A 26,513-nucleotide genomic window follows, 5' to 3' on the forward strand; every position below is an offset into this window, starting at 1 on the left:
CCTTTATTGACTAAATTTGTTGCGTCGTATCTAAATTCTGTAGTCTACTTTTGTCGATTTTGCTGCGGACGCTCCGCAGCAAATAGGTGTATTTTTGAGCGGTATTCATACCAAGGACGGCCTAAACGTAGTGGCCCATAAGACGGCAACGATGGGATGCTCGCATCACCTAGGCGACCGATAGTCATGAATGTACCGGGTTCGTATCGGTAACCAGCAGCGGAGCGATTAGTGATACGTCTCAAGCTGCGTTCGTCCATCGTCCTCGCCGTTATCGGCGGACTGTTGATTCCCGCTGTCGTCGGCATCTGGCTGACATTAAGTCAGCAGGAAGCGGCACTCATTCGCCAGTTATCGTCCGACCACGAGCGCTTGGCCGAGAGCCTGGCGCTCGGCATGCGCGAGCCGTTGTGGAATTTCGATGCCGATACGGGTAATTCGTTGATCGAATCGGCGTTGGAGGACGAGCGTGTGATCGGCGTCGTCGTGCGCGACGAGAAAGAAAACGTATTCCTGCTGCAACAGCATCCCGAGCGGCGGCTGGGACACCAGCTCAAAATCGATCGCGATATCTTTCGCGATAATAAAGTGGTCGGGCACGTGTCGGTCGAGATCGACACCGGCCAACTCGATGCCGCGATCGTCAGCAACCGGCAAATATTTTTGGCGACCGTGCTCGGCCAATTATTGCTGAGCTTGTTTCTAATCCTAGTCGTGTTCCAGGTACGCTTGCTCGCGCCGATCCGGCGGTTGATGCAGGAGTCCGGACGCTTGGCGCGACGTGAGCTGATGGAGCCGTTTGTTTGGTACCGTAACGACGAGCTCGGCATGCTCGGCGACAGTCTCGAGCGTACGCGCCAGTCGTTACAGACATTGTTCAATGAGCTCGAAACGAATAACCGTGCCCTCGAATCGCTAACCGCGGAACAACAAAGCATTTTCGAAAACGCCGGCGTCGGTATCGCTTTCCTCAAGCAGCGCCGGATCGTTCGTTGCAATCAAACCTTCGCCGCCATGTTCGGTTACCGAACCGAGCAGCTCGTCGGCGCGTCGACGCAAATGTTGTATCAGTCGGAAGTACAGTACGAGGTGATCGGTGCTGAAGTTTATGCCGCTGTCGAGCGCGGCGGCTCGCACGTGGTGGACGAGGAGTTGCGCCGGCGCGATCGCACTTTTTTTTGGACCACCAGTACGTTAACCGCGGTCGATTGCGCCGATATGTCGAAGGGTGTGATTTGGGCGGTGCAAGACGTCGATCAGCGTAAGCGCGCCGAATCGGCGCTGCGCGAGCGTGAGGCGCGCATCCACCGCTTAATCGAATCCAACATCATCGGCGTATTTTTCTTCGATCTCGGCGGACTGATCTCGGACGCCAATGATGCGTTTCTGCAGTTGCTGCGCTACAGCCGCGACGATCTGTTGGCGCAGAAGATCCATTGGTCGGCGTTGACGCCGCCGGAGTATCGCGCGGCCGACGAGTTCGGCATCCAGGAGACGTTGCGCACCGGCAGCTGTACGCCGTACGAAAAGGAATATATCTGTGAGGACGGTACGCGCGTGCCGGTGTTGATGGGTATGGCGCTGCTCGAAGGGTCGAGAAAACAGGCGGTAGCGTTTGTGCTCGATCTCACCGAGCGCAAGCACGCCGAGGAGCGTATTCGTTATCTGGCGCAGCACGATGCGCTGACCGGTTTGCCCAATCGCTTATTGTTCCGCGATCGCGTCAGTCAGGCGATCGTGCAGGCGCGACGCGCGGGGCGCGCGGTCGCGGTGATGTTCGTCGATCTCGATCGTTTCAAAGACATCAACGATTCGCTCGGTCACCCGGTCGGCGACCGGTTATTGCGCATTACCGCGCGGCGTTTACAACGTTGTTTGCGCCAGGGCGACAGCGTCGCCCGCCTCGGCGGCGATGAGTTCGTCATCAGCTTGCCCGACCTCGTCAATGACGACGACGTGGTGTTGATTGCCGGCAAGATTTTGGAATCTTTGCGCCGACCGTTCCTGGTCGACAAGCAAGAGCTACACGTGACCGGCAGTATCGGTATCAGTCTTTATCCGAACGACGGCGAGGACGTGGAGGCGTTGATGCGCGCCGCCGATACCGCCATGTACCACGCCAAGGAACACGGCCGAAATAATTACCAATTCTTCACGCCGCGCCTGAACGAAGCGGCGCAGCGCCGGCTCATCATCGCCAACCGGTTGTATCACGCGCTCGACCGCCATGAACTTTTTCTGCACTTTCAGCCGCAGGTGGATCTGCGCAGCGGCCGCATTTTCGCCGCCGAAGCGTTGCTGCGCTGGCGTCAACCCGATGACGAGGTCATTAGCACTAGCGAGTTCGTCAAGATCGCCGAAGAGAGCGGCTTGATCCTGGCGATAGGGGCGTGGGTGTTGCGCGAGGCGTGTCTGCAGCTCAAGCGTTGGCACGATGCCGGCTTCCCGGATCTTTGTATTTCGGTCAATCTGTCGCCGCACCAGTTCCGCCATGCCGATCTGTCGGATCTGACGGCGCGTATCCTCGACGAGACTGGTGTGCCGCCGTCGTCGTTGAATCTGGAGATTACCGAGGGCGTATTGATGATGCAGAGCCCGGAGAACATTGCGACGTTGCAACAACTCGCGGCGATGGGTGTGCGGCTGTCGGTCGACGACTTCGGTACGGGTTATTCGAGCTTGAGCTATCTGCAGCGTTTCCCGATTCATGCGCTCAAGATCGACCAGTCGTTCGTCGATGGCATCGGTCAGGACAGTAACGACACCGCCATCGTCACTACCGTAATTGCCATGGCCGATAGTTTACGGTTGAACGTGGTCGCCGAGGGCGTACAGACGGTGGAGCAGGCGGTGTTCCTGCGGTCGCACGGTTGCTCGGCGGCGCAGGGCTTTTACTTTTCGCAGGCGGTTTCGGCCGACGACTTTAGCGAATTGTTACGGCTTACCGATACCTCGGACCTTTGGACGCTTATCCGTGGGCCCGCCGGGCGTCCGTTGGTTGCCGGTCAGTGAATCTCGGCAACGGCACTGTAGAACACTTTATTCGCGTTGATGCGCGTCAGTCCTTGGTGAAATAGCTGGCGCAGCCGTTCGCCGTCGGCGTTGCGCTGGAAGTAGACGAACAGCGGCTTGTCTTCCAACAGCGGCCCGTCGAACAACAGCTCCTCGCGGTGCGTCGTCAGTGTCGGTTGGGTGCGGAGCAAATAATCGAACACATTGCGATCGATTACTGCCAGATCGATGCGGCCGACGATTAGCTTTTTCAAATTGCTTTCGTCCGATGGCGCGATATCGGTTTGCAGCAATCCTTCGCTGACGCGCCGATCGAACTCGGCGGTGTTGATATAGCCCGAGACCACACCTAACCGAAACGAACCGAGCTCATCGAGGTTACGCCAGGTGATCGATCGATCCGCACGTCGCGCCATGCCGAGCGGGCTGGAACCGATGGGTTCGGAGATCAACGACACTTTAGAGCGTTCATCACCGCGGTAGGCCGGAAAGTAACCGGCATAACCCTTGCCGTAGCTGCCGGTCTTGAGCGCGCGGGTCCACGGCATGAATTCGATGCTAACGTCGACACCGACCTCTTTGAACGCCGCTCGTACGACCGCCGCGGATCCTCCCTCATGCGGCAGCGTTTTCCCCACATACGGCGGCCATTCCAGCGTTACTAACCGCACGGTTTGTGCCGCTGCTGTCGTCGTTAGCCAAAGCAACAACGTGCCGCATAAAACAATCCACCCTCTTGTGTGCATGCAAGCGCTCCTGCTCGACAGACCGAATGTCCGTGTCGTTTCGGCAAAATTATGCTGTCGATAGGGCAATTGCAAGATACTTCGCTGCCATACGGTTTTCGACGGTGTTGTGATTTGGCGGTGTGAGCACCCTGATAGGGCGTCGCGCGTTTTGACCATGCCGGGGCAGTCGGGCGGCCCGGCATTTTTGCCAATCGACCGGGTACCTAGATCGTCGGGACCACGTATACGGTACGTCGCCGAGGCGCGTCCGACCGTATAAAATGCGCGACTTCGGAGCCGCGGCTCTTTCCTTGCATAACCTCACAGACGACACATGGCACAGAAGATAAAGAAAGTAGTATTGGCCTATTCCGGTGGCCTCGATACGTCGGTCATTCTCAAATGGCTGCAAGAGAAGTACGACTGCGAAATCGTCACCTTCACCGCCGACATCGGCCAGGGCGAAGAGCTCGAGCCGGCGCGCGCCAAGGCGCAGAAGATGGGCGTGAAGCAGATTTTCATCGACGATCTCAAAGAAGAATTTGTGCGCGACTTCGTATTCCCGATGTTCCGCGCCAACACGATTTATGAAGGCGAGTATTTGCTCGGCACCTCGATCGCGCGGCCGCTGATCGCCAAGCGCCAGATCGAAATCGCCAAGAAGGTCGGCGCCGACGCCGTCGCTCATGGCGCCACCGGCAAGGGCAACGACCAAGTGCGTTTCGAGCTCGGTTATTACGCGCTGAAGCCCGACATCAAAGTGATCGCGCCGTGGCGTGAATGGGACCTGAGCTCGCGCGAGAAGTTGATCGGCTACGCCGAAAAGCATCGCATCCCGGTCGACTTTAAAAAGAAGGGTAAAAAGTCGCCGTACTCGATGGACGCAAACTTGCTGCACATTTCCTATGAAGGCGGCGAGCTGGAAGATCCGTGGCTCGAGCCCGAAGCCGACATGTGGCGTTGGAGCGTGTCGCCGGAAAAGGCGCCGAACAAAGCGACCGTGATCGAGCTGACTTATAAGAAGGGCGACATCGTTGCCATCGACGGCAAAGCGTTGTCGCCGGCGACGGTATTAGCGACGCTGAACAAGATCGGCGGTGCCAACGGCATCGGCCGCGCCGACATCGTCGAGAATCGTTACGTCGGTATGAAGTCGCGTGGCGCCTACGAGACGCCGGGCGGCACGATTATGTTGAAGGCACACCGGGCGATCGAGTCGATCACGCTCGATCGCGAAGTGGCGCATCTCAAAGACGATTTGATGGCGCGCTATGCCAGCTTGATCTATAACGGCTACTGGTTCAGCCCCGAGCGGCAGATGTTGCAAGAGATGATCGATGCATCGCAGGCGACGGTAAACGGCGTTGTCCGTTTGAAGCTGTACAAAGGCAACGTCATGGTCATCGGCCGCAAATCCGACAGCGACAGCTTGTTCGATTCGACCATCGCCACCTTCGAGGACGACCGCGGTGCCTACAATCAGAAAGATGCCGAGGGATTCATTCGCCTGAACGCGTTGCGCATGCGCATTGCGGCGCGGCGGCGGAAGAAGAAGTAGAGGTTTGTTGCATCGTAACCCTAGAGCTTCGTTCCTTCTCTATCCGCGAGCTATTCCCCTCTCCCTTGTTGTATTCCCACCTGGGTGTAGGAAAATCACCTGCACCCGTTCGGCGGCGCGAACACACGTTAAGTGTGTTCGCGAAAACTCCGCCTCACCTCCCGCAAAGGGAGAGGGAGACGCTCGAATAAGCTGGCGGGATGCTGTAACAAATGAGTGACTCAGGACGCTAGAGGCGGATCAAATCGCAAACGATGGCAAATTCGAATTCTGCAAAGCCCGCTAAGGTTCACTCGCTTGCTTTGCCCGCGCTATTGCTCGGCGCCACCGCCATCGGCATGGCGCCGATTTTTGTGCGGCTGAGCGAAGTTGGGCCGGTTGCTACCGCGTTTTACCGGTTGTTACTGGCGTTGCCGTTGCTCGGGTTGTGGTGGGCATGGGAACGGCGCGCCCAGCCGACGCCGCGGCCGAAGTTGGATCGACAGACGCGGCGTTGGCTTATTGCCGCCGGCGTGTGTTTTGCCGGCGATCTCGGTGTATGGCATTGGTCGCTCATGTTGACCAGCGTTGCCAACGCTACGTTGCTCACCAATCTTGCACCGGTATTCGTTGCTGCCATTAGCCTGTGGTTTTTTCGCGAGCGCGTTAGCGGTCGATTGCTGTTGGCGCTGATCGTGGCGTTGGCGGGAGCAGCGCTGTTGATGGGGCAGAGCTTGGCGTTCGATCGGACGCGGTTGCTCGGCGATGCATTGGGATTGTGCACGGCGGTTTTTTACGCCGGTTACATCGTATCGGTTGTCCGGCTGCGCAGTAGCGTATCGACCGCCACGGTCATGTTCGTCAGTGGTTTAATAACAGCAGCGGTGTTGTTGCCGTTCGCGCTCGCCTCCGGCGAGGATATATGGCCGGAGCTGTGGCAGGGTTGGGCGGTGTTGCTTGGGCTCGCCATCGTCTCGCATGTCGGCGGGCAAGGTTTGATTGCTTGGGCGTTGGCGCACTTGTCGGCCGCATTCGGCTCGGTCAGCCTATTGTGGCAGCCGGTCGCGGCAACTTTGTTCGCCTGGCTGGTGTTGCGCGAATCGATCGGTGTTCTGCAGGCATTGGGTGGTGTACTGGTGCTGGCCGGTATTTTTTTAGCACGTAGGGCGGAATTACAGAGGAGGATGTCATGAGTTTTCAAAACGTTGAAGTTAAAAAGAAGGCGAACGTTTACCATGGTGGGCACGTGACCAGCCGCACTATTGTCACATCGACCGGCGAGAAGAAGACGCTGGGCATCATGTTGCCCGGCAGCTACCGGTTCAACACCGATGCCGCCGAGCGCATGGACGTTACCCAGGGCCACTGCCGTGTCAAGCTCGCCGGCGAGCAGGGCTGGTGCGATTATCGGGCGGGGCAGCACTTCGATGTCCCGGCGAATTCATATTTCGAGATCGAGGTGATCGAGTTGTTCGACTACATTTGTCACTTCCTGTAGCACCCGTGCTCCATCATCCCTTGGTCATAACTTGGGATTGTGGTCGCCGAGGGTGTCCGTTGAGTTAATCTCTTGGCGTTTTATCCTATTTTGAGCGGTTACGATGCTTGCTTGGCTTGATCACATTCCGCTATTACCGCTGGCGATCGCTGCCGCTTTACTCGGTTTGGCGCCGTCGATAACGGAGCCACATTTGTGGCAGAAACTCGAATGGTTTATGGCGGGGAGGCCGTTGTCGTCGTTGGAGGTTGCCGACGTTGTCATGCATGCGAGCTTGCCGGTGTTGTTGATGTTGAAACTTGTGCGGCGTTATTTGATGGGTCGGGGGAGTGGGGTGGGTTAGTTGAATCGCCCCGGTGGGGCGATGCGGGTCGAGGTAATAAAATATAATCAGCGGGATGCTCCGCCCCGCCGCCCAGGGTGACTTTCTCTTGCTGGTGCAAGAGAAAGTCACCAAAGAGAAGCCCCCCCGGGGTGGCGCAAAACCTTCCTGTGCTTCTCACTTTTGGCGGCTAACTTAAGTATGACAACGCCCACACACACCAACCGCGAACCATCGCTAGCTGTCATCGTACCCGTGCTCCATGAGCCCGATATCGGCGCACAACTCAACCGCACATGTGCCCAATCCGCCAACGAGATAATCGTTGTTCATGCCGGCGATACCGCAACCACGGAGCAATTGCATAACTGGCAACAAACCAATGCCAACACCGCACCGCGTATCCGCATCCTGCAAGCGCCGCGCGGTCGAGCACTGCAAATGAATGCGGGTGCCGCGGCCACGCAGGCCGACGTGCTGCTGTTTCTGCATGCGGATACGATCCTGCCGGACGCCGCGCTGGCACAGGTAAGAGCGGCGATTGTCGACGGCGCGATTTGGGGGCGGTTCGATGTGCGGTTATCGGGTACGCATCTCGGCTTTCGATGGATCGAACGCTGCATGAATAGTCGTTCGGCTTGGACCGGCATCGTCACCGGCGATCAAGCGTTGTTCGTGCGCCGGGATGCGTTCGTCATGCTCGGCGGGTTTGCGCCCATCGCGCTTATGGAGGACATCGAGCTGTCGGCGCGGCTCAAGGGGATCGATTGGCCTTATCGATTGCGCTCGCCGGTTGTGACCTCCAGTCGCCGTTGGCAGCAAAACGGTATCCTCCGTACCGTGTTGAAAATGTGGGCACTGCGAGCGTTGTACGCGTGTGGCGTGTCGCCGGCTCGTTTAGCGCAGTGGTATAAGTAGCGAATGCCACAGCCGGCGCTTTTTATCTTTGCCAAGCAACCGATCGCCGGGCGCGTTAAGACACGCCTGCAGCCGGATTTCACGCCGGCACAGGCGGCGGAGATCGCCGCCGTATTGATTTGCGAAACCGTTACGCTGGCAGTACGGAATTGGCCGGGCTCGGTCTACTTGTGCGGTGCGCCGGATTCTGAGCATCCGTTATTCGCGACGCTGGCGGATCAATTCAGTGTGAAATTGCTCGATCAAGGCGATGGCGATCTCGGTGCGCGCATGCAGCGGGCGTTGGCAAACGGCATTGCCATACATGGCGCCGCTGCGGTAATTGGCAGCGATGTACCGCATTGCCCGTGGACGATTTTGGACGATGCCAATGACCTGATGGCGCGCGGGCACAACGTACTCGGGCCGGCCGCGGACGGCGGCTACTACTTCATCGGTCTGACTCGGCCCGGTCGCGAGCTGTTCACCGATATGGCGTGGGGCGCCGGTAGTGTGTTGGCAGAAACGTTGCGCCGCGCGACGGCGGCAAGCATCGATTTCAAGTTATTGCCGTCGTTGCGCGATATCGATACCGCTGCCGATCTTTGGTTGGTGGCGAGGCAGTTTGCACCACTGCATCGTTTCCTCGATTAACGTCTCCCCGCTCAGGGCTATTTGTCGTTTTCGATTTCATTGCTTGACGCTGACGTAACTGCGCTCGCATACTTAACAGCGTTAACTAAAATAACTTCGTTACGACGGGAGGCCCGTGGCTAGCAACGATCGGCGGCAACGCGACTACGCGCGATTGCATACGAAAATTCTGAACGCTGCCCGCGCGTTGTTCATCGAGCACGGCTATGACGCTGTAACGATGCGAGCGATCGCCAAGGAAATCGAATACTCGCCGACGACGATTTATCTGCACTTCAAAGATAAAGAACATCTCATTCAGGAATTGTGCGCCGCCGATTTTCTAACGTTGGCGAAAGTTTTTCAGCGTATTGCGCGTATCGCCGATCCGATCGAGCGGCTGCGCCAAGTTTGCGTAGCGTATGTCGACTTTGGTCGGCGTTATCCCAACCACTATCGCCTTATGTTCATGACACCGTGTCCGCCGATGGAATCCGACCCGGCGGGTGTCCGCCGCGGTAATCCGGACGAAGACGCCTACGCCTTTCTCAAGAACACGATTGCCGACGGCGTTCGCGCTAAACGCTATCGCGCCGGCTTCAAAGATGTCGATCTCATCGCTCAAACCTTGTGGGCGGCGGGTCACGGTGTTGTCGCGTTGGAAATAACGAAAGCCAAAGATCATTGGTTGGATTGGCGCCCGCTGAAGAAGCGCGTGGCGTTGATGATCGATGTGATGTTGCAGGGATTGACGAAAACGTAAATAAGAGAAAGGGAGGCTGTATGAACGAAGTTTTTGCGAATTGGGTTATTCGCCGGCGCGCTTGGATATTGGCCGGAACGGTGTTGCTGGTATTGCTGGCGGCGTTCGGGCTGCGCCGGCTCGAATTCAGCAACGACTACCGTGTGTACTTCGATGAGACCAATCCGCAGCTGCAGGCATTCGAAGCGCTGCAGGATATGTACAGCAAGACCGACAACATCCAGATCGCCGTTGCGCCGAAGAACGGCAAGGTATTTACCGCCAAAACGCTAGCGAGCGTGCGTTGGTTGACGCAACAGGCATGGCGCTTGCCGTACGCCGTGCGGGTCGATTCGATTACCAACTTTCAACACACCGAGGCGCACGGCGACGACCTGGTCGTACGCGACCTGGTCGTCGATCCAGAAACGTTGACCCCGGCGCAACTCGAACACATCAAGCGTCTCGCCTTGGCTGAACCGCTGCTGGCGAAACGGTTGTTGTCGGCCGCTGCCGACGTCACCGCCGTCAATGTGGTTATCGGGTTGCCCGGCAAAAAGCTGGACGAAGTGCCGTATGTCATGACGGCGTTGCACCAGCTGGTCGATCAGTTGCGTGCCCGCGATGCCGACATTAACGTTTACGTAAGCGGTGCGGTACCGATCGACAACGCCTTCAGCGAGCAGTCCCTCAAGGATCTGCGCACGCTCACGCCGATCATGTACGGCGTCATTCTCATCGTAACGTTCTTCATCTTGCGTTCATTGGCCGGTGTATTGGCGGCGATATTCATCATCAGCTTTTCCACCGTCCTCGCCCTGGGTGCGACTGGGTGGTTCGGTATTCAGCTAAGTCCGCCGTCCGCCGGTGCACCGACAGTGATCCTGACGCTGGCGGTTGCCCACTGCATCCACATCTTGATGGCGGTGGTGCACGGCATGCGTCATGGTCTCAGCAAGAACGCTGCGATTGTCGAGAGCTTGCGACTGAATATTTATCCGATCAGCATCGCCGCGCTGACGGACGTCATCGGCTTTTTGACGATGAACTACAGCGACGTGCCGCCGTTCCGCGATCTCGGCAACATCGTTACCTTCGGTGTGGTCGCGGCCTACGCGTTGTCGATCGTGTTTCTGCCGGCGCTATTGGCGATATTGCCGCTCAAGGTACAGCGCCGCGAGGACGATGCGGTCACGACCATGGATCGTTTGTGCGAGTTCGTGATTCGCCGGCGGCGGCCGTTGTTGGTAGGGATGAGCTTGCTGGTGCTTGGCTTGGTGGCGATGATCCCGCGCAACGAACTGAACGACAATTTCGTCAAATATTTCGACCACAGTGTCGAATTCCGGCGCGACAGCGATTTCATCGACGGCAAGCTCGCCGGGCTCGATGCCATGCTGTACTCGGTCCCCGCCGGCGGCAGCGGCGCCGTCAGCGATCCGACTTACCTCGCCAAGCTCGAAGAGTTCGCCGCTTGGTACCGCACCCAGCCGAATGTAATGCATGTGACCAGCATCGTCGACGTCATGAAGCGCCTCAACCGCAACATGCACGGCGACGATCCGACGTGGTATCGCTTGCCGGATTCGCGCCAGCTGGCGGCGCAGTATCTGTTGCTCTATGAAATGTCGCTGCCGTTCGGACTCGATCTCAATAATCAGATTAACGTCGATAAATCGGCGAGCCTCATGATCGTGATTATGAAGAGTTCGACGTCCAAGCAGATCTTGGGACTCGAAGCGCGCGCCCAACAATGGTTGGCGGCGCACGCGCCGCCAACTATGAAGACGACTGGCACTGGGCCGAGCGTCATGTTCGCCTACATCGGCCAGCGCAATATCTCCAGCATGATCAACGGCAACATCGTCGCGTTGATACTGATTTCGGCGGTATTGATGTTGGTGTTACGCAATATACGGGTGGGACTGTTAAGCCTGATTCCGAATCTGGCACCGGCCGCCATGGCGTTTGGCGTCTGGGGCATCTTCGTCGGCCAAGTTGGGTTGGCGTTGGCGGTGGTGTCGGTTATGACTTACGGCATCGTCGTCGACGACACTATTCACAGCATGACCAAGTATATGGAGTTGCGTCGGCAGGGCATGAGCCCGGAGAACGCGGTGCGTCATATCTTTTCGACCATCGGTTCGGCGGCGTGGGCCATGAGCGTGATTCTGGTGCTCGGTTTCTCGGTGTTGGCATTCTCGTCGTTCGAGCTGAACTCGAGCATGGGCATCATGACGGCGTTGACGATTGCGCTGGCGCTCGCTGGGGATTTCTTTTTGTTGCCACCATTACTCATGAAATTTGATCGGAGGGAGTATGTTGCGTCGCCTGTTACTGCTATTGCTGAGCCTCGGCGCGTGTAGCGCCGCCGCGCAAACGCCGGAAGAAAAGGGGTTGGCCATCGCCACCGCCGCGGAGCGGCGCGACGACGGCTTCGGCGATTTCACCGCGAACATGGAAATGATTCTGAAAAACCGGCACGCCGAAGAGAGTCGGCGCAAGCTGCGCGTGTTGGAACGGGAAGTACCGGCCGACGGCGACAAGGGTCTGACGCTGTTCGACGAGCCGGCCGACGTTAAAGGCACGGCGTTGTTGACGTTCAGTCATAAGGTTAACGACGACGACCAGTGGCTGTACTTGCCGGCGTTGAAACGGGTCAAGCGCATCAGCTCGGCCAATAAGTCGGGTTCGTTTATGGGCAGCGAATTTTCCTATGAAGACATCGGCTCGCAAGAAATCGACAAGTACCGCTACAAATATCTGCGCGACGAGCCGTGCGATGGCAAACCGTGTTTCGTGATCGAGCGCTATCCGGTAAGCCCAAATTCCGGGTACACCCGCCAAGTAGTGTGGCTCGACCAAGCGCACTATCGCACTTGGAAGGTCGAGTACTACGATCGTAAGCAGAGCCTGTTGAAGACGCTGACGTTCAATGGCTATCAGCAGTATCTCGGCAAGCACTGGCGCGCCGCCGAGCTGTTCATGCAAAACCATCAGAGCGGAAAAAGCACGCTGCTCAAGTGGAGCGATTATAAATTTCGTGTCGGGCTGAAGGATGCCGATTTCAATGAAGCTAGCCTCAAGCGCCAACGTTAAGCGCGCGCTGTATATCGGCGTAACGTTATCGACGTTGATCGTGGCCGGTACGGCAGCGGCGGATTGGTCGGGATCGGTGGCGCTCGAGTATCGCGGCTTCACGCAGACGCCGCTCGATGACGAGCAGCATCGGCACTATTTTTCGGTCGCGGCGCAACCGGAGTACGTGTACGCGCTACCGGATTCCAAGGACCAGTTGCGGTTCGTGCCGTTCGTACGGGTCGATCAATACGATAGCGAGCGTAGTCACGCCGACATCCGCGAGCTCTCTTGGACCCAAGTCGGCGACAGCCATGAGTGGCGCATCGGCATCGGCAAGGTTTTCTGGGGCGTGACCGAGTCGCAGCACTTGGTCGATATCGTCAATCAGACCGATCTAGTCGAGAACAGCGACGGCGAAGACAAGCTGGGTCAGCCGATGGTCAACCTGGCGCTGATTCGCGATTGGGGTACCGTTGATCTATTTGTATTGCCGTACTTTCGCGAGCGTACCTTTGCCGGTGCCGAAGGGCGGCTGCGCTGGCAGCCGCGGGTCGACACCGAGCAGGCGGTGTACGAATCGTCGCGCGGGCGCGACCATGTCGATTATGCGGCGCGTTGGGCCAAATCGTGGTCCGGTATCGATCTCGGTCTTTCCTATTTTTCCGGCACGAGTCGCGATCCGCGCTTGACGTTGGGCAGCGACGCCGGTGGGAACTTGGTGTTGGTTCCGCATTACGAGCTCATTCATCAAGCTGGGCTGGACCTAGCCGCCGTTCAGGGCGCGTGGTTGTGGAAGCTCGAAGCAATTTATCGTTCGGGAATAGATCCGGCTTACTTCGCGAGTACTGCCGGTTTCGAGTACACGTTGTCCGGTGCTTTCGATTCCGGCGTCGATCTCGGCTTACTGGCGGAATATTTGTACGACGATCGCGGCGATGATTCGCCGTCGCCGTTTCAAGACGATGCGTTCGCCGGCGTGCGTTTGGCGTTCAACGATGCCGCCAGCAGCGAGCTGCTGTTCGGAATCGTGCAGGACCTTACCAGCCAGGCGCGCATGTTTAACTTGGAAGCGAGCCGGCGATTGGGCGATCAGTGGAAGCTCAGCGTCGAAGCGCGCGCGGTTGCCGCTGCACCGGCGGACGATCCGGTATTTCCGATACGTCGTGATGATTATGTGCAGTTGGAGTTGGCGAGGTATTTTTAAGTATTGGTGATGTCGCGAACGGTCGGCAAGTTTTTCCACCCCTCTCCCGCAAGGGGAGAGGGGAGCGCTTCGTTTACGTTAATGCGCCGCCACAGCTGCTGCCGGCGCCGGCGGTGCAGCCGAAGCAATGTGTGCCGGTGGCGATCGGTTTATCTGCCAGTGCCTCCGGCTCGATGTCCCATAAATATTGCAGTGCCCGATCGGGCAGCGGCAGATCGAGCATCTGATTAAAATCGCAGTCGTAAACTCGGCCGGTCCAGTCGACGCTCAGCAATTCGCGGCACATGAGCCCGGGCACGGTCGCTGAATTAAAGTTCTGCTCCAGCAGTTGCAGATACGACGCGTATTGGCCGGTGCGTTCGAGATAATGCGCGAACCGGTTGATCGGCAGATTGGTCAGTGTCAGCAGTCGATTGAAGACGATGCCGACGTCATCGCCTAGCCGTTGTTTGTAATCGGCTTCGAGCTTCGCCTGCGCGCCCGGCAAGAACGGACCGCCGGGGTTGTAAACCAGATCGAGCGTTAAGCCGGGTTGCACACCGTAGCCGACGTTATTCAGGCGTTGCAGCGCCGTCAGGCTTTTATCGAACACGCCGTCGCCGCGCTGCGCGTCGACGTTCTTTTTCGTGTAGCACGGTAGCGACGCGACTAAACGCACGCGGCGCTCGGCGTACCACTCGGCCAAGTCTTCTTGTCCGGGTTCCAGCAGTACGGTCAGATTGCAGCGGGACGTGATGCCGGCGCCGAGTGCAATCAAACCATCGACCAAGCGCCGGAAGTTAGGATTGAGCTCCGGTGCACCGCCGGTAATATCGGCGCGGCGAATCGGCGTACGCTCGGTCCACGCCAATATTTTCTGCATCGTCGCCCATGTCATGATCTCTGTGCGCTTCGGTCCGGCGTCGACGTGACAGTGCGAGCACGCTTGGTTGCACAGCCGGCCGACGTTGATCTGCAGCTCGCGCAGCGGCGCGCGCCGCAACTCGGTGACGCCGTGGTGGGCAAGGGTGGTGCGGAACGAGGGTGCTGAATGCATGCGCTTAACTTACATCCACTTACGGCGCAGCCAATGATCGATCGATAGTTTGCCGGGCCCGTGGAAAAAGATCACGAGCAGTAAGATACCGTAGAACGTATGGTCTTTGAGGCCGACCTCCGACAAATCCGGGTAGGAGATGACGGCGATGAAATTGAAGCAGAACAGTATGAGCGCGCTCAAGCGCGTGCCGATGCCGAACACCAGCAATACTGGGAACGTCAGTTCGACAAAGGTGCCGAGTGCCGCCGCTGCCGCCGGCGCCAGCAACGGCACGTGATATTCGTAAGTGAACAGCATCACCGTCGTGTCCCAGCTGGCGATCTTGGTGAGCCCGGAGTCCCAAAAAAACTTCGCCACCCATAAACGCAGCGCGAGATCGAGCAATGGGCTCAAGAATTCGAGGCCGCGAATAGCCGGGCGGGCAACGTCGGCAATACGGGTCATGACGGTCATGCAATTTCCTCCGAGGAATCGTTGTAGGTGTTGAAGCGGACAATGGTTTGATCGGCGACGCGTAGTCGCAGCGTTTGCGCCAGAGCGAGGTCCGGTTGTATCGCCAGCGCCATTTCGGCGGCCGGTGCGAATGCGAGATCGTCGGCGAATGCCTGCAGCAAGGCGTGCTCGCCATTGCTCAGCGTTTCGATTTCGACCGATAACCCACGTCTGATGATCAGCAGCGGTCTGCCGCCTCGATCGAGATCGATCGGCGCCGGCGTTGCCTCCGGCTGATTGGTTTGCCAGATCTGCAACAGCGGATAAGACGATGTTAGCAGTCGCGCCGACGGGTGCAAGGCGAAGTGCACTGCGCCATAACGTTCGCGAGCGATGTGCGCCAGCGTGTCGAGCGCCAGCGTGTCGGCGTCGGCCGCATGAAACGCGCAATGCCAGTGCCATTCCAGACGGGCGACGTCGGCCAAATAGACGAGCATGCTTACCGGTTCGAAGGCCGACAGAAAATCGGCGAAGTCGACGCCGAAGTCATGCAAGTTGCCGCTGTGCGGCGGCGAGCGGCGGATGTAGTGATAAGCGCAACCGCTGAAACAGTCATCGCCGACCAAACGCGCGATCACCGGAAACACCGCGCGCAGCGCCTCGGTTAGGCTGGCGTAAACGTTGTTGCGATAAATCTGCAGATGCTGCTCGGCATTAAATCGCCCGGACTTGATATGCCGGCTGAACGCCGCCGAGGTATCGGCGTAGACGCAGTCGGCAAAGCTGCGTTGCAGTTCAGGCAGCGACGGCACGTTCGGCCTCCAGCAGCGCAGTCGCGCGGTTAGCTTCGGTCAGCAGTATCGCCAACGGCGGCAGATTAGTGTCCCATTCGATCAGCGTCGGTTGCGGTCCAGTGAGCTGTAATGTTTCTTTGTAAAGTCGCCATACCTCGTCGTCGATCGGTGCATCGTGCGTGTCGATCAGAATTTCACCATCGTCGTAGCGATTGATGCGATGACCGGCTAAATGAATTTCTTGAACGCAATCGGCCGGCAGCGCGCGCAGGTAGTCGTGCGCGGCGAAACCGTGATTGACCGCGCTCACGTAGACATTGTTAACGTCGAGTAGCAGCCCGCAGCCGGAGCGCATGACGATCTCGCGCAGAAAGTCGCATTCGTGCCAGGTCGACGTCGTGTATTGCAGATAACTCGACGGATTCTCGATCAGCAGTTGCCGACCGAGCGTATCTTGCGCCTCGCTGATGCGGGCGACGACGTGTTGCAACGACTCGTCGGTATACGGCAACGGTAACAAATCGTTCAAATAACGTCCGTCGATCGAGCTCCAAGAAAGATGCTCGGACACGAGCCCGGGCTGATAGCGCTCGATCAACGCCTTCAGTCGTGCAAGATGTTCGCGGTTCAGACGATCGCTAGAACCGAGCGATAGGCTGACGCCGTGCAAGCTCAGCGGGTAGTCGCGCCGTACGCGTTCGAGGTAGTAATGCGGCGGGCCGCCGGCGCCGAAATAGTTTTCGCTGTGTACTTCCCACCATCCGATCGCCGGTCGCGTTGCGAGTACCTCGCGATAATGCGGCGCGCGCAGGCCGATACCGGCGGAAATGGGAATTGCATTCGAAGTCATGTGCAGCGAGATCCTATTCCTCCCCCGCGCGGCGGGGGAGGGTTAGAGCAGGTGTTAATCAGCTCTTCATCGGCGTCAACGACGCGCCGACGATCTTCTCGCAAGTGCCCTTCGGCATATACAGCCAGGCGTCCTTCTGGCCGTCTTTCTTGGTGGTGCCGGCGCAAGCGCTGCTGGCGGTTTGGCAATCGTTCTTGCCGGCCTTGGCGATGCTGTAACATTTTTCCGGCTTGGCTTCGTCGGCGAGACTGGGCAACGATATTGCCAAGCTCAGTACACCGGCGATGGCGCCGGCAATCAGTGCGTCAGTTTTTCTCATAGTGCGTGCTCCAAGGAAGGTTTAGTTAAATTTATGGTGCGATTACTTCCGAGCACGCGCGAGCGCCTCTTTAATACGTTCGCGCGCGTTCGGTGTTAACCGCAGGTGTTGCCCTAGTTGCACGCTGCGGCGGCCGAATTCTTCCGCCGCTTTGTGCAGGAACTTCGCTTGCTGTTTGAAGCGCGTGCAAGCGGCGCATAGGAATAAATGCAGGCGTAATGCCCCGCGTTGGCGCCACGACAGACGTTGGTCGATCGATAGCGACACCAGCCTACTTGCCTCTTTGCAACTCAACATGCCGGCATCATCTCGTCGGCTCGCGTTCAAACCAGTGATTTTCCAGGCATTGCCTCAGGCGCAACCGGGCGCGGTGAAGCATGACCCACAGATTGGTCGACGCCACGCCCAGAACCTTACACGCCTCGCCGCCGTCGGTACCTTCGATTTCGCACAGGCTGAAGGCGCGTGCCTGCGCCGCCGGCAAAGCGGCGATGCAGTCGGTCAGTACTTGCCAGAACTGCTGCTGTTGCAGGGCGGCGTCGGGGTCGCGCCACGGCGACGGGTCGGTACGCCAATGGTCGCGATCGCGTGCGTCGAACACGCGCTCCAACAGATCGTCGTCGGTATCGTCGCCCACGGGCGTCTCGGCCGGCTGCCGTGCCAGCCGACGCCAATAGTCGATGAGTTTGTGCTTGAGGATACCGATCAACCACGTGCGCTCGGACGACTGGCCGGCAAAGCCTTGCTGCGTCCGTAGCGCACCGAGTAGCGTTTCCTGGACCAGGTCTTCGGCGGCGTCACGATCGCGCAGTCGCAAATAAGCGTAGCTGTAGAGCGCGTCGCCGTGCTCATCGAGCCAGCGCTCGGGGGAGGCGAGCTCCGGGTTAGTGGGTACCTTCGTCATTTTCTAGGCGTATCGGCGAGTGTAGCTAGTAGCGGTCAGCGGTGTGGGGATTTTACGAGTTGTTTTCGCCATTGCTAACAATCTCCCTCATTTTTTTTCTCCCAGCGGGAGAGCGGATGCCGGTTTTAGCCGCGAGCCGGTATCAAGACTTTTGCGCTAACCGTCGTAAGCAATCGATATAAGCATTTTGATCCGGTGTTTGGCCGTTGCGCTCGGCCTGCCACAGTGTTTCCGCCAGACATTCCATCATCGCATGTTCGACGGTGTGTGCGTCGGCATGGCGCGCGAGTAATTGCCGGTAAATCTGTCGTACCCCGGCCGGTTGATCGATCGCCAGTTGCTCCTCGATGGCGATATGCAAGCCGAGGTGCATAAACGGATTGGTTTCACCGAGGCCGGCGAGATAGTCGCGCTGCGCGGCGGTGTCGGGCGCTTCTAGCAGCGCGTGGTATTCCGGATGCCGCTGGGCGACGTCGACGATGACGCGTTCAACGCCTTCGAGGGGACGTTGTGCGCGGTAGTTGCGCCAGGCGCGAAAAAAAACTTGGCGGATTTCACCGCGGTCGTTCGAGTACATCTAACGATTATTTCCTCACCCCTGGCCCTCTCCGATAAACGGCAGAGGGGGGAGTTGGTAAAAAATTTATGACTTGGCGCTGAACAAGCCTAGCACCGTCGAATATTGATAAAGGTGATTGGCGCCGTCGAGCGGTCCGATCTCGCCGTTGCCGTACATGCCGATCACCGGTAGCTGCGGGAAGCGAGTGCTGAGCGCTTCGAGGTCGCGGTCGCGATTGCCGTAGAAATGCGGGCCGCGGCCCATGCACGGAAACAGGATCGCGAAGCTGGGCGCCGCGCGCAGTGTCGTCGCCGCCTGATCGATGATGTGGCGCATGTCGCGCTCGGCGGTCAACGAATCGCGCATCGCCCAGAACAAGCGCTCGCCGCGATTGAGCGGGTGCGACAGCGTGATCGATTGATCGCGCACGTTGGCCGAGACGATATGGTTCAAGCGGTAACGGCCGTCGCGGATCGCGGTCATCGGATCGCCGAAGGTGACGCCGCCCATGATGAGATGCAGCGGGATGCGTTCCATCTCGCGGATGCCTGACGGCAGCGATTTCACCAGCACGTTCAACGCCGGATAGTTACCGAGACGTTTGATGTCGTAGCCGTGGACCTCGGCGACTTCGATCGGTGAAGTTAGGGCGCGCACGCCCTGCGAGGCGGTGATGACGCCGCGGGCACCGCGGATGTGGATGTCGGTATGGCCGCTATCGGCGACGCGGCCGGTGGACCAGACTTTGAACGGGCCGTGGCCGAATAGGTCGCCGGAAATTGCGCCGAGTCGACGCGCTGGAATGTCGAGCCAATCGGCGGTGAGGCCGGACGGGGTACAAAGGCTCAAGAGCAGCGCTTCGTCGTCACCGGTATCGCCGCCAGCCGGCGCCAGCATGACCGGATCGGTCAATACCATTGCCGCCGCGCCTGGTGCGTCCAGCACCCATTCCTCTTCGGTAAGGATGCCGGCCGCGGTTGCGCCGATCACTTGTAAGCAGCCGGCGGCTCGGGCCGCCGCCCGAATGGCGGGCTCGGGATTGGCGGCATAGTGCGGGGTTAAAAAGAGGATGACGCCGCGGGCGTTGGCTAGGCCGCCGCGCTCGAGCGCCCGCTTTACCGCCCGTTCGGCATGATCGATTTCGGCGCGGCCGCCATAGCTCAATCCTGTGCTCGCTACCTTCGCGCTCATTTTTTTACTTTATATCGACGTCTATCTAAATAATAGGGCGGCGTAGCGACGATCGCTGGTACCAGCTAGAAATTTAGCGCCTTGTCCGTGGCTGGCCGGCAGAATACCCCGTTAAAGTAGCGCATTGGCGAACGGTCGATTCCTTAGTGTTACCGTCATTATAAAAACCGTCGATCCATGATGTGGGGATTTTGCCTGCTGCATGTCAAACGCATGGTTGGCGGCGCGCCGGCCGTGCGCCGCTGGCAAGCCGCTTTGGTGTTGACGTTGTTGTTTGCCGGTGTGATCGCCGATCCGCGTTGGTTGTTGGCGGTAACGTCGGGGTTGCTGATGGTCGGGCTAATTTTATTTCATGAGCCGCTCGATATCGCTGACACGGCTTACCTGATCGTTCTAGGCGCGAGCATCGAGTACACCGGTGTTTACGGCGGTCTGTGGTCTTACCCGAACAGAACGCTCGGCAATCCGCCGGTGTGGTTTATCACGCTGTGGGGTGGCGTCGGTTTGTTTTTTTGCCGGCTGGTTTTGCCGCTGTTGACGAAGTGGCAAGCGGCACCGGTGTCTTATCCGGATACTCGCACAAGTCGTGAATCGGGCAGCTAAAGCAGCGCGGCGTTCTAGCGACGCAAATATAACGTCCGTGCAGGATCAACCAGTGGTGCGCATCGTGCCGGTATTGCCGAGGGACTGCTTGCATCAGCTTGTCTTCGACTTCGCGCACGTTGCGCCCCGGTGCAAGGCCGGTGCGGTTGGCGACGCGGAAGATATGCGTGTCGACAGCGATAGTCGGTTCGCCGAACGCGGTGTTGAGCACGACATTGGCGGTTTTGCGCCCAACGCCCGCTAGTGCTTCCAGTTCCTCGCGCGTGTGCGGAACCTCGCCGTTATATTTTTCGACCAGCATCTTCGACGTTTGCAGGATGTTGGCGGCTTTGGTGTTGAATAACCCGATCGACTTTATATAACGCTTGAGCCCGCGCACACCGAGCTCGACCATTTGCGCCGGCGTCTTGACCGTCTTGAACAGCTCGGCGGTGGCGAGGTTAACGCTTTTATCGGTCGCCTGCGCCGATAGGATGACGGCGACCAGTAGCTCGTACGGCGAATCGTATTCGAGCTCGGTGGTCGGTTTCGGGTTCGTGCGTTGCAGGCGAGCGAACAATTCGGCGCGGTGGGCGGCGTTCATGCAGAATTATTGCGCTGGTTTGCGCCGCGCGCGGGCGCGGGCAACGGCAGCTTGTAGATCGGCGCGAATCGTGGCGCTGTCGGGAAACACGGTGCTTGCCGCTTTCGGTTTGGTCTTGCGCTGGGCCAACCGTAGCAGCCGGCGCTCGGTGCGTTCGCGCCAGCGGCGCGCTTCGGCCGCACCGTATTCCGGCCACGGCCCGCAGCCGGCGGGTTGTGCCGGTTGCATATCGATGCAATCGACCGGGCACGGCGCCAAGCACAGCTCACAGCCGGTGCACTCGATCGCCAGCACGGTATGCATGAGCCGGCGCGCGCCGATGATGGCGTCGACTGGGCAGGCGTCGATGCACTTGCGGCAGCCGATACAACTATTTTCGTCGATGACCGCGACCGCGCGCGGTTTATGCTCGCCGTATTTTGGGTCGAGCGGTTTCGGAGGGGTATCGAGCAGGCGCGCCAGCGCTTGCAGCGTCACTTCGCCGCCCGGTGGGCATTGATTGATGTCGGCGTCGCCGCGCGCCAACGCTTCCGCATATTGTCGGCAGCGGGGATAACCGCACTGAGTGCATTGTGTTTGTGGCAGCCAAGCGTCGATACGATCGGCCAGCGATGGAGTTGAAGCGGGCATAGGCGAAGTATCGCCGGGCGTATCAAAGTGAGCAATAAATGTAGGGCGGGAGTGGTTCGCCGTCGACCCATTTGCGACGTCCAGAGGAATGGCGGATTCGCCAGCCCTACATTTCTTGTTTTTCGACGATGATTGACTGATCCTGTGGTTATGTCACACGCAAATAAAATAAGGGGGAATCAGCAGGCGATGTCGCGCCGCGGGCGCGGATGTTTTTTTATCGTTGGGCTCATGCTGAATGCCAGCGTGTTTGCCGAAGCGCTCGACGATACCGACACCACCGCCGCACCGCCGCCGGCCGATTCGGCGATGACCGAGCGCAGGCAGTTATGGCGGGATTTCTCGATCTCGCCGCTGCGGCCCAGTTATATCCTGCACACCTACAGCAGCTCGCCGAACCAAGATACGTATCGATTGGCCGAGCCGGACGCCACCTTGAAGCGCCAGGAGCTGCAGTATCAGCTGAGCTTTCGTCTAACGATCGACAGAAATTGGTTGGGTAGCGGCGGCGATCTGTGGTTCGGTTACACCCAAATGTCGTTCTGGCAGGCGTACAACAAAGGTCTGTCATCGCCGTTTCGCGAGACCAATTACCAACCGGAATTAGATGTCTCATTCGACATCGATTCGAAACCGTTCGGATTGAATCTGGTTAGCGTGGGTGTCGTGCATCAATCGAACGGTCGCTCCAAGCCGCTATCGCGCAGTTGGAATCGATTGTGGGCCAGCGCGACCTTCGAACATGGCAAGTTCGTGACGACGATTACGCCGTGGTTGCGTTTGCCGGAAGGCGACGACGATAACCCCGATATCGAGAACTACGTCGGCCGCGGCGAGATTCGCTTGATCCACAAAGACGAAAATCGGGTCTTCTCGGCGATGCTGCGCAACAACTTCGATCGCCACGACAACCGCAGCGGCGTCGAGCTGAGTTGGAGTTTCCCGTACCACGATCGGTTGAAGTGGTTAGTGCAGTACTACAACGGTTACGGCGAGAGCCTGGTCGATTACAACGTGCGCATGCGCCGCATCGGCATCGGCGTGCTTATTACCGATTGGTTGTAATTAGGCAGGGCGCACAAGTTCGCCCTGCCCGCCCATTAGTGATCCCTTTTTATTTCACGCGCATGCCCGGCTGCGCGCCGCTATCCGGCGAAAGAATGAATAAGCCGGGTGTTTTGCCGTCGGCGTCGGAGGCGGCCAGTACCATGCCTTCCGACAATCCAAACTTCATTTTGCGTGGTGCGAGATTGGCGACCATGACCGTCAGCCGGCCGATCAGCGTTGCCGGGTCATAGGCCGACTTGATGCCGGCGAACACCGTGCGCGGTGTCGCTTCGCCGATATCGAGTGTGAGCTTCAATAATTTCTCGGCGCCTTCGACGTGCTCGGCGTTGGCGATCTTGGCGATGCGCAGATCGATTTTGGCGAAGTCGTCAATGGAAATATTTTTACTCCCCGCTCCCTCCGGGAGAGGGGTAGGGGGTGAGGGAGATTGCTGCATAGGTAAGCGTTCCTCAAGTTTGTTCCAGATAGATTCAAGCACGGCTTGTGTGTTTCCAAGTACGTCGTTGTTCCAAAAACGCAAAACATATATTCCGACGCCTTCGAGCGCGCTCGTGCGGGTTTCGTCATGTTGCGTCTGCTCTTGGTGTTGTCCGCCGTCGGCTTCAATCGCGAGCTTCGCCTCGCTGCAATAGAAGTCGACAACAAATCGTTGCCCGTCAACTTCGATCGGATGCTGTCTTCTGAACTTTGCATCGTGTAATCGCCGATCGCGCAGCAACAACCAAAGAAACGTTTCGGCGTCGGGTTGTTGATCACGTAGTTTGCGGGCAACTTCCAGCAGGTCGGCGGGCAGCGGCTTTTTCCGTGCCTGCTTTCCCTCACCCCCAGCCCCTCTCCCGGAGGGAGAGGGGGGTTGGAGGCTTTCCCTATTTGCAGAAATCAACGCTTCGATTTGTTTGGCGTCGACACGAGTCAGCAGGTGTTGATAGTCGCGAATCGAATGTCCAGTCGCAAGCAGCGATTTTGCGTCGTCCCACTTCAGTGGAGCGATATTGAGGAATTTTTCGACTCGTTCTGCGGTTATTGGTAGTACGGGTTTTAGATAAAGCGTAAGCAATCGGAAGAGATTGAGCGCAACCGAGCAAACGAGGTGTAGCTTTTCTTCTTGCCCAGGTTGTTTCGCCAGTTCCCACGGTTTGTGTTTGTCGACGAACTGGTTAGCCACGTCGGTCAAGGCCATTACTTCACGGAGCGCTTTGCCGTAATCGCGAGAGTCGTAGTAGTTGGCGATGGCGCTGCCCCTATCCTGAAACTCGGCGATGATGGAGTCGTCGCCAGTCCCAAATATTTCCGAGCCAAATGCGAAAATTCTTGGCGGGAGTTTCAGTACCCCGTTAAAACGCTTCGATACGAAGCCGGCGCAGCGACTGGCGATGTTGATGTACTTGCCAACTAGATCGCTGTTCACGCGCGCGACGAAGTCGTCGAAACTTAAATCGATGTCCTCCACCGTGCCGTTCAACTTAGCGGCGTAGTAGTAGCGCAGCCATTCCGGATTGAGGCCGAGCGTCAGGTAGCTCTCGGCATTGATAAAAGTGCCGCGGCTCTTCGACATCTTTTCGCCGTTGACCGTGAGATAGCCGTGTACGCATAGCTTGGTCGGCGTGCGGTAACCGGCGTGCTGCAACATTGCCGGCCAAAACAACGCGTGGAAGTTAAGAATATCTTTGCCGATGAAGTGATAGAGCTCGGTCGTCGCGTCCTTCTGCCAGAACGCATCGAAGTCGAGGTCACGTTTAGCGCACAGATTCTTGAACGACGCCATGTAACCGACCGGCGCATCGAGCCAGACGTAGAAGTACTTACCGGGGTGACCCGGGATCTCGAACCCGAAGTAGGGCGGATCGCGCGAGATATCCCAGTCTTGCAAGCCCGACTTCAACCATTCATCCATTTTGTTAGCGGCTTCCGGCTGCAACGTGCCGGAGCGGGTCCACTGACGCAGGAATTCGCCGCAGCGCGGATCGGACAGCTTGAAGAAGAAGTGCTCGGATTGGCGTCGTTCCGGTTTGGCGCCGGAGACGACCGAATACGGATTTTTCAGATCGGTCGGCGAGTAGGTCGCGCCGCAGACTTCGCAGTTGTCGCCGTACTGATCTTTGGCGCCGCACTTCGGGCATTCGCCTTTGATATAGCGGTCCGGCAGGAACATCTGTTTGATCGGGTCGTAAAAGTTTTCGACCGAGCGGCGCGCGATCAAGTCGGCAGCGTCGAGGCTTTTATAGATGGCTTCGCTATACGCGCGCGTTTCGTCGGAGTGTGTCGAGTAGTAGTTGTCGAAGTCGACGTGAAAGCCGGCGAGGTCGCGGGTGTGCTCTCGCCAGAAACGGGCGATTAATTGCTCGGGCGTGATTCCTTCTTTCTCGGCGCGCAGCATGATCGGCGTGCCGTGGGTGTCGTCGGCGCAAACGTAGTAGATCTCGTGCCCCTGCATTTTCTGAAAGCGCACCCAAATATCGGTCTGGATGTATTCGACCAAATGGCCGAGATGGATCGCGCCGTTGGCGTAGGGCAGGGCGGCGGTGACGAGAATGCGGCGTTTATCAGGCATGCGATGGGTCAAAATGGGTTTCGTTGAATGCGGCGATGATAAGGGAAATACACGCTCAAGTCCCAGCGATTCATGACTTTTGGGGGTGCCCGGTGTAGCATGTCTGCCCTTCAAAATGTCATGCAGTGAGGCTTTCCGATGACCCAAGTGGTGGAGCGCGACGTAGAGACGGCGCTCAAGCAGGTGCTTGACCCTTACCTCGATCAGGATTTAGTGACGGCCAAGGTGGTGAAGAAGATCACCGTTGCCGGCGACAAGGTGACGGTCGATCTCTTGCTCGGTTATCCGGCGCAGGGTTCGAAGGATGCGCTGGCGGCAACCGTGCGCACGCAGGTCGCGGCATTGCCCGGCGTCGTCGATGTCGCGGTCAACGTCGACTGGCGGGTCGATCAACATTCCGTGCAGCGCGGTGTGAAGCCGTTGCCGGGTATCAAGAACATCATTGCTGTCGCCTCCGGTAAGGGTGGTGTCGGCAAATCCACCGTGTCGGTCAATCTCGCGCTCGCGCTCGTCATCGAAGGTGCCAAGGTCGGTATTCTCGACGCCGATATTTACGGTCCGAGTCAGCCACGCATGCTGGGCGTGAAGCGCAAGCCCGAGTCCAAAGACGGCAAATCGCTCGAGCCGATCGAAGCTTATGGCTTGAAGTCGATGTCGATCGGTTATTTGATCGATGACGAGACGCCGATGATTTGGCGCGGTCCGATGGTGACGCAGGCGCTCGAGCAATTGCTGAAGGAAACGAATTGGGGCGAGCTCGATTACCTCATTATCGATCTTCCGCCCGGCACCGGCGATACGCAGCTGACGTTGGCGCAGAAGGTGCCGGTGTCCGGCGCCGTTATCGTCACCACGCCGCAAGATATCGCTCTGCTTGATGCGCGCAAGGGTCTCAAGATGTTCGAGAAGGTGAACGTGCCGGTGCTCGGTGTGGTCGAGAACATGAGCACACACATCTGCTCGAAGTGCGGTCATGAGGAACACATCTTCGGTGAAGGCGGCGGTCAACGCATGGCCGACGAGAACCAAGTGTCGTTGCTTGGCCAACTACCGCTCGACATCCGCATCCGCGCCGAGACCGACAGCGGCAAGCCGACCGTCGTGGCCGAGCCGGACAGCAAGATTGCGCTGCTGTATCGCGATATTGCCCGTCGCGTCGGTGCGCGCTTAGCGCTGCAAAAGAAAGACTTCAGCAACAAGTTTCCGAACATCGTTATTCAGAATACGTAGCGACGCGTTCGCTATCCACGCGCGATTCAATCGACAACGGCAATTCCGCGCTAGCGGGATTGCCGTCTAGTTTTGCCGGGGTTATAACTTCACGTCGGTGTAGATT

At 58.4% G+C, this 26,513-nt stretch carries 26 protein-coding genes; 13 read left to right on the forward strand and 13 right to left on the reverse strand.

Features of this window, described 5'->3' with window-relative positions; translation table 11 throughout:
* Nucleotides 1-231 precede the first annotated feature (231 nt).
* Nucleotides 232-3,012 carry an EAL domain-containing protein gene (locus tag HY308_05465; GenBank protein ID MBI3897732.1) on the forward strand — a complete coding sequence of 927 codons (2,781 nt, stop codon included), beginning with the start codon at nucleotides 232-234 and terminating at the stop codon, nucleotides 3,010-3,012.
* Here the strand turns inward: HY308_05465 and HY308_05470 are convergent.
* Nucleotides 3,006-3,758 carry a transporter substrate-binding domain-containing protein gene (locus tag HY308_05470; protein MBI3897733.1) on the reverse strand — a complete coding sequence of 251 codons (753 nt, stop codon included), beginning with the start codon at nucleotides 3,756-3,758 and terminating at the stop codon, nucleotides 3,006-3,008. The genes HY308_05465 and HY308_05470 overlap by 7 nt on opposite strands.
* A 316-nt stretch (nucleotides 3,759-4,074) precedes the next feature.
* On the opposite strand from HY308_05470, the gene HY308_05475 reads away from it, so the two are divergent.
* The 10 genes from HY308_05475 to HY308_05520 all read left to right on the forward strand — a co-directional run bounded on the left by HY308_05475 (nucleotide 4,075) and on the right by HY308_05520 (nucleotide 13,654).
* A complete protein-coding gene (locus HY308_05475; protein ID MBI3897734.1) occupies nucleotides 4,075-5,298 on the forward strand; it encodes an argininosuccinate synthase in 1,224 nt (407 codons plus the stop codon).
* Between the two features lie 254 nt (nucleotides 5,299-5,552).
* A complete protein-coding gene (locus HY308_05480) occupies nucleotides 5,553-6,470 on the forward strand; it encodes a DMT family transporter (protein ID MBI3897735.1) in 918 nt (305 codons plus the stop codon).
* Nucleotides 6,467-6,775, forward strand: a complete 309-nt coding sequence (locus HY308_05485; protein MBI3897736.1) for a pyrimidine/purine nucleoside phosphorylase — start codon at nucleotides 6,467-6,469, stop codon at nucleotides 6,773-6,775. Before HY308_05480 ends, HY308_05485 begins: the two co-directional genes overlap by 4 nt.
* Before the next feature lie 103 nt (nucleotides 6,776-6,878).
* Complete coding sequence (locus HY308_05490) at nucleotides 6,879-7,118, forward strand: RND transporter (protein ID MBI3897737.1); 240 nt, start codon at nucleotides 6,879-6,881, stop codon at nucleotides 7,116-7,118.
* A 180-nt stretch (nucleotides 7,119-7,298) separates the two neighbouring features.
* On the forward strand, nucleotides 7,299-8,015 hold the full coding sequence (locus HY308_05495; GenBank protein ID MBI3897738.1) for a TIGR04283 family arsenosugar biosynthesis glycosyltransferase: 717 nt from the start codon (nucleotides 7,299-7,301) through the stop codon (nucleotides 8,013-8,015).
* A gap of 3 nt (nucleotides 8,016-8,018) precedes the next feature.
* Nucleotides 8,019-8,648 (forward strand): TIGR04282 family arsenosugar biosynthesis glycosyltransferase, encoded by a 630-nt coding sequence (locus HY308_05500; GenBank protein MBI3897739.1) that lies wholly within the window; start codon nucleotides 8,019-8,021, stop codon nucleotides 8,646-8,648.
* A 115-nt stretch (nucleotides 8,649-8,763) separates the two neighbouring features.
* Complete coding sequence (locus tag HY308_05505; protein ID MBI3897740.1) at nucleotides 8,764-9,390, forward strand: TetR/AcrR family transcriptional regulator; 627 nt, start codon at nucleotides 8,764-8,766, stop codon at nucleotides 9,388-9,390.
* Between the two features lie 20 nt (nucleotides 9,391-9,410).
* Entirely contained in the window at nucleotides 9,411-11,735 is a 2,325-nt protein-coding gene (locus HY308_05510; GenBank protein MBI3897741.1) for an MMPL family transporter, read from the forward strand.
* On the forward strand, nucleotides 11,689-12,468 hold the full coding sequence (locus HY308_05515; GenBank protein ID MBI3897742.1) for an outer membrane lipoprotein-sorting protein: 780 nt from the start codon (nucleotides 11,689-11,691) through the stop codon (nucleotides 12,466-12,468). Before HY308_05510 ends, HY308_05515 begins: the two co-directional genes overlap by 47 nt.
* 7 nt (nucleotides 12,469-12,475) lie before the next feature.
* Nucleotides 12,476-13,654, forward strand: coding sequence for a hypothetical protein (locus HY308_05520; GenBank protein ID MBI3897743.1), 1,179 nt, complete (start codon nucleotides 12,476-12,478; stop codon nucleotides 13,652-13,654).
* A gap of 73 nt (nucleotides 13,655-13,727) precedes the next feature.
* On the opposite strand, the gene arsS is transcribed toward HY308_05520, so the two are convergent.
* The 11 genes from arsS to HY308_05575 all read right to left on the reverse strand — a co-directional run bounded on the left by arsS (nucleotide 13,728) and on the right by HY308_05575 (nucleotide 21,558).
* Nucleotides 13,728-14,690, reverse strand: coding sequence for an arsenosugar biosynthesis radical SAM protein ArsS (gene arsS / locus HY308_05525; protein MBI3897744.1), 963 nt, complete (start codon nucleotides 14,688-14,690; stop codon nucleotides 13,728-13,730).
* A gap of 9 nt (nucleotides 14,691-14,699) precedes the next feature.
* Complete coding sequence (locus HY308_05530; protein ID MBI3897745.1) at nucleotides 14,700-15,146, reverse strand: DoxX family protein; 447 nt, start codon at nucleotides 15,144-15,146, stop codon at nucleotides 14,700-14,702.
* On the reverse strand, nucleotides 15,143-15,937 hold the full coding sequence (locus tag HY308_05535; protein MBI3897746.1) for a putative DNA-binding domain-containing protein: 795 nt from the start codon (nucleotides 15,935-15,937) through the stop codon (nucleotides 15,143-15,145). The genes HY308_05530 and HY308_05535 overlap by 4 nt, the downstream gene beginning before the upstream one ends.
* Nucleotides 15,921-16,769 carry a DUF692 domain-containing protein gene (locus HY308_05540; GenBank protein ID MBI3897747.1) on the reverse strand — a complete coding sequence of 283 codons (849 nt, stop codon included), beginning with the start codon at nucleotides 16,767-16,769 and terminating at the stop codon, nucleotides 15,921-15,923. The genes HY308_05535 and HY308_05540 overlap by 17 nt, the downstream gene beginning before the upstream one ends.
* A gap of 58 nt (nucleotides 16,770-16,827) precedes the next feature.
* Nucleotides 16,828-17,088: a DUF2282 domain-containing protein gene (locus HY308_05545; protein MBI3897748.1), complete on the reverse strand. Its 261-nt coding sequence runs from the start codon at nucleotides 17,086-17,088 to the stop codon at nucleotides 16,828-16,830.
* 42 nt (nucleotides 17,089-17,130) lie between these two features.
* Nucleotides 17,131-17,385, reverse strand: coding sequence for a zf-HC2 domain-containing protein (locus HY308_05550; protein MBI3897749.1), 255 nt, complete (start codon nucleotides 17,383-17,385; stop codon nucleotides 17,131-17,133).
* A 7-nt stretch (nucleotides 17,386-17,392) separates the two neighbouring features.
* A complete protein-coding gene (locus tag HY308_05555; protein MBI3897750.1) occupies nucleotides 17,393-17,992 on the reverse strand; it encodes a sigma-70 family RNA polymerase sigma factor in 600 nt (199 codons plus the stop codon).
* 142 nt (nucleotides 17,993-18,134) lie between these two features.
* Entirely contained in the window at nucleotides 18,135-18,569 is a 435-nt protein-coding gene (locus HY308_05560; protein ID MBI3897751.1) for a DUF1841 family protein, read from the reverse strand.
* Nucleotides 18,570-18,635: 66 nt separating this feature from the next.
* Nucleotides 18,636-19,742: an FIST C-terminal domain-containing protein gene (locus HY308_05565; GenBank protein MBI3897752.1), complete on the reverse strand. Its 1,107-nt coding sequence runs from the start codon at nucleotides 19,740-19,742 to the stop codon at nucleotides 18,636-18,638.
* 481 nt (nucleotides 19,743-20,223) lie between these two features.
* Nucleotides 20,224-20,928 carry an endonuclease III gene (gene nth, locus HY308_05570; GenBank protein MBI3897753.1) on the reverse strand — a complete coding sequence of 235 codons (705 nt, stop codon included), beginning with the start codon at nucleotides 20,926-20,928 and terminating at the stop codon, nucleotides 20,224-20,226.
* Nucleotides 20,929-20,934: 6 nt separating this feature from the next.
* Nucleotides 20,935-21,558, reverse strand: a complete 624-nt coding sequence (locus HY308_05575; protein MBI3897754.1) for an RnfABCDGE type electron transport complex subunit B — start codon at nucleotides 21,556-21,558, stop codon at nucleotides 20,935-20,937.
* Nucleotides 21,559-21,708: 150 nt separating this feature from the next.
* Between HY308_05575 and HY308_05580 the strand changes: the two genes are divergently transcribed.
* The gene (locus HY308_05580) at nucleotides 21,709-22,623 is read left to right on the forward strand and encodes a phospholipase A (GenBank protein ID MBI3897755.1); all 915 of its coding nucleotides are present in this window, start codon (nucleotides 21,709-21,711) and stop codon (nucleotides 22,621-22,623) included.
* Between the two features lie 49 nt (nucleotides 22,624-22,672).
* On the opposite strand, the gene metG is transcribed toward HY308_05580, so the two are convergent.
* On the reverse strand, nucleotides 22,673-25,177 hold the full coding sequence (gene metG / locus HY308_05585; GenBank protein ID MBI3897756.1) for a methionine--tRNA ligase: 2,505 nt from the start codon (nucleotides 25,175-25,177) through the stop codon (nucleotides 22,673-22,675).
* 138 nt (nucleotides 25,178-25,315) lie between these two features.
* Between metG and apbC the strand changes: the two genes are divergently transcribed.
* Nucleotides 25,316-26,407, forward strand: a complete 1,092-nt coding sequence (apbC, locus tag HY308_05590) for an iron-sulfur cluster carrier protein ApbC (protein ID MBI3897757.1) — start codon at nucleotides 25,316-25,318, stop codon at nucleotides 26,405-26,407.
* Nucleotides 26,408-26,513 lie beyond the last annotated feature (106 nt).

This window comes from Gammaproteobacteria bacterium (genome assembly GCA_016199745.1).
In the GTDB taxonomy this organism is placed as follows: domain Bacteria; phylum Pseudomonadota; class Gammaproteobacteria; order Acidiferrobacterales; family Sulfurifustaceae; genus JACQFZ01.

What these genes read in the sequence shown, in the direction of transcription:
- HY308_05470 (MBI3897733.1), bottom strand. Translation starts at nt 3,758, where the DNA reads ATGCACACAAGAGGGTGGATTGTTTTATGCGGCACGTTGTTGCTTTGG.
- HY308_05475 (MBI3897734.1), top strand. Translation starts at nt 4,075, where the DNA reads ATGGCACAGAAGATAAAGAAAGTAGTATTGGCCTATTCCGGTGGCCTC.
- HY308_05480 (MBI3897735.1), top strand. Translation starts at nt 5,553, where the DNA reads ATGGCAAATTCGAATTCTGCAAAGCCCGCTAAGGTTCACTCGCTTGCT.
- HY308_05485 (MBI3897736.1), top strand. Translation starts at nt 6,467, where the DNA reads ATGAGTTTTCAAAACGTTGAAGTTAAAAAGAAGGCGAACGTTTACCAT.
- HY308_05490 (MBI3897737.1), top strand. Translation starts at nt 6,879, where the DNA reads ATGCTTGCTTGGCTTGATCACATTCCGCTATTACCGCTGGCGATCGCT.
- HY308_05495 (MBI3897738.1), top strand. Translation starts at nt 7,299, where the DNA reads ATGACAACGCCCACACACACCAACCGCGAACCATCGCTAGCTGTCATC.
- HY308_05500 (MBI3897739.1), top strand. Translation starts at nt 8,019, where the DNA reads ATGCCACAGCCGGCGCTTTTTATCTTTGCCAAGCAACCGATCGCCGGG.
- HY308_05510 (MBI3897741.1), top strand. Translation starts at nt 9,411, where the DNA reads ATGAACGAAGTTTTTGCGAATTGGGTTATTCGCCGGCGCGCTTGGATA.
- HY308_05515 (MBI3897742.1), top strand. Translation starts at nt 11,689, where the DNA reads ATGTTGCGTCGCCTGTTACTGCTATTGCTGAGCCTCGGCGCGTGTAGC.
- arsS (MBI3897744.1), bottom strand. Translation starts at nt 14,690, where the DNA reads ATGCATTCAGCACCCTCGTTCCGCACCACCCTTGCCCACCACGGCGTC.
- HY308_05530 (MBI3897745.1), bottom strand. Translation starts at nt 15,146, where the DNA reads ATGACCGTCATGACCCGTATTGCCGACGTTGCCCGCCCGGCTATTCGC.
- HY308_05540 (MBI3897747.1), bottom strand. Translation starts at nt 16,769, where the DNA reads ATGACTTCGAATGCAATTCCCATTTCCGCCGGTATCGGCCTGCGCGCG.
- HY308_05545 (MBI3897748.1), bottom strand. Translation starts at nt 17,088, where the DNA reads ATGAGAAAAACTGACGCACTGATTGCCGGCGCCATCGCCGGTGTACTG.
- HY308_05550 (MBI3897749.1), bottom strand. Translation starts at nt 17,385, where the DNA reads ATGTTGAGTTGCAAAGAGGCAAGTAGGCTGGTGTCGCTATCGATCGAC.
- HY308_05555 (MBI3897750.1), bottom strand. Translation starts at nt 17,992, where the DNA reads ATGACGAAGGTACCCACTAACCCGGAGCTCGCCTCCCCCGAGCGCTGG.
- HY308_05560 (MBI3897751.1), bottom strand. Translation starts at nt 18,569, where the DNA reads ATGTACTCGAACGACCGCGGTGAAATCCGCCAAGTTTTTTTTCGCGCC.
- HY308_05565 (MBI3897752.1), bottom strand. Translation starts at nt 19,742, where the DNA reads ATGAGCGCGAAGGTAGCGAGCACAGGATTGAGCTATGGCGGCCGCGCC.
- nth (MBI3897753.1), bottom strand. Translation starts at nt 20,928, where the DNA reads ATGAACGCCGCCCACCGCGCCGAATTGTTCGCTCGCCTGCAACGCACG.
- HY308_05575 (MBI3897754.1), bottom strand. Translation starts at nt 21,558, where the DNA reads ATGCCCGCTTCAACTCCATCGCTGGCCGATCGTATCGACGCTTGGCTG.
- HY308_05580 (MBI3897755.1), top strand. Translation starts at nt 21,709, where the DNA reads ATGTCACACGCAAATAAAATAAGGGGGAATCAGCAGGCGATGTCGCGC.
- metG (MBI3897756.1), bottom strand. Translation starts at nt 25,177, where the DNA reads ATGCCTGATAAACGCCGCATTCTCGTCACCGCCGCCCTGCCCTACGCC.
- apbC (MBI3897757.1), top strand. Translation starts at nt 25,316, where the DNA reads ATGACCCAAGTGGTGGAGCGCGACGTAGAGACGGCGCTCAAGCAGGTG.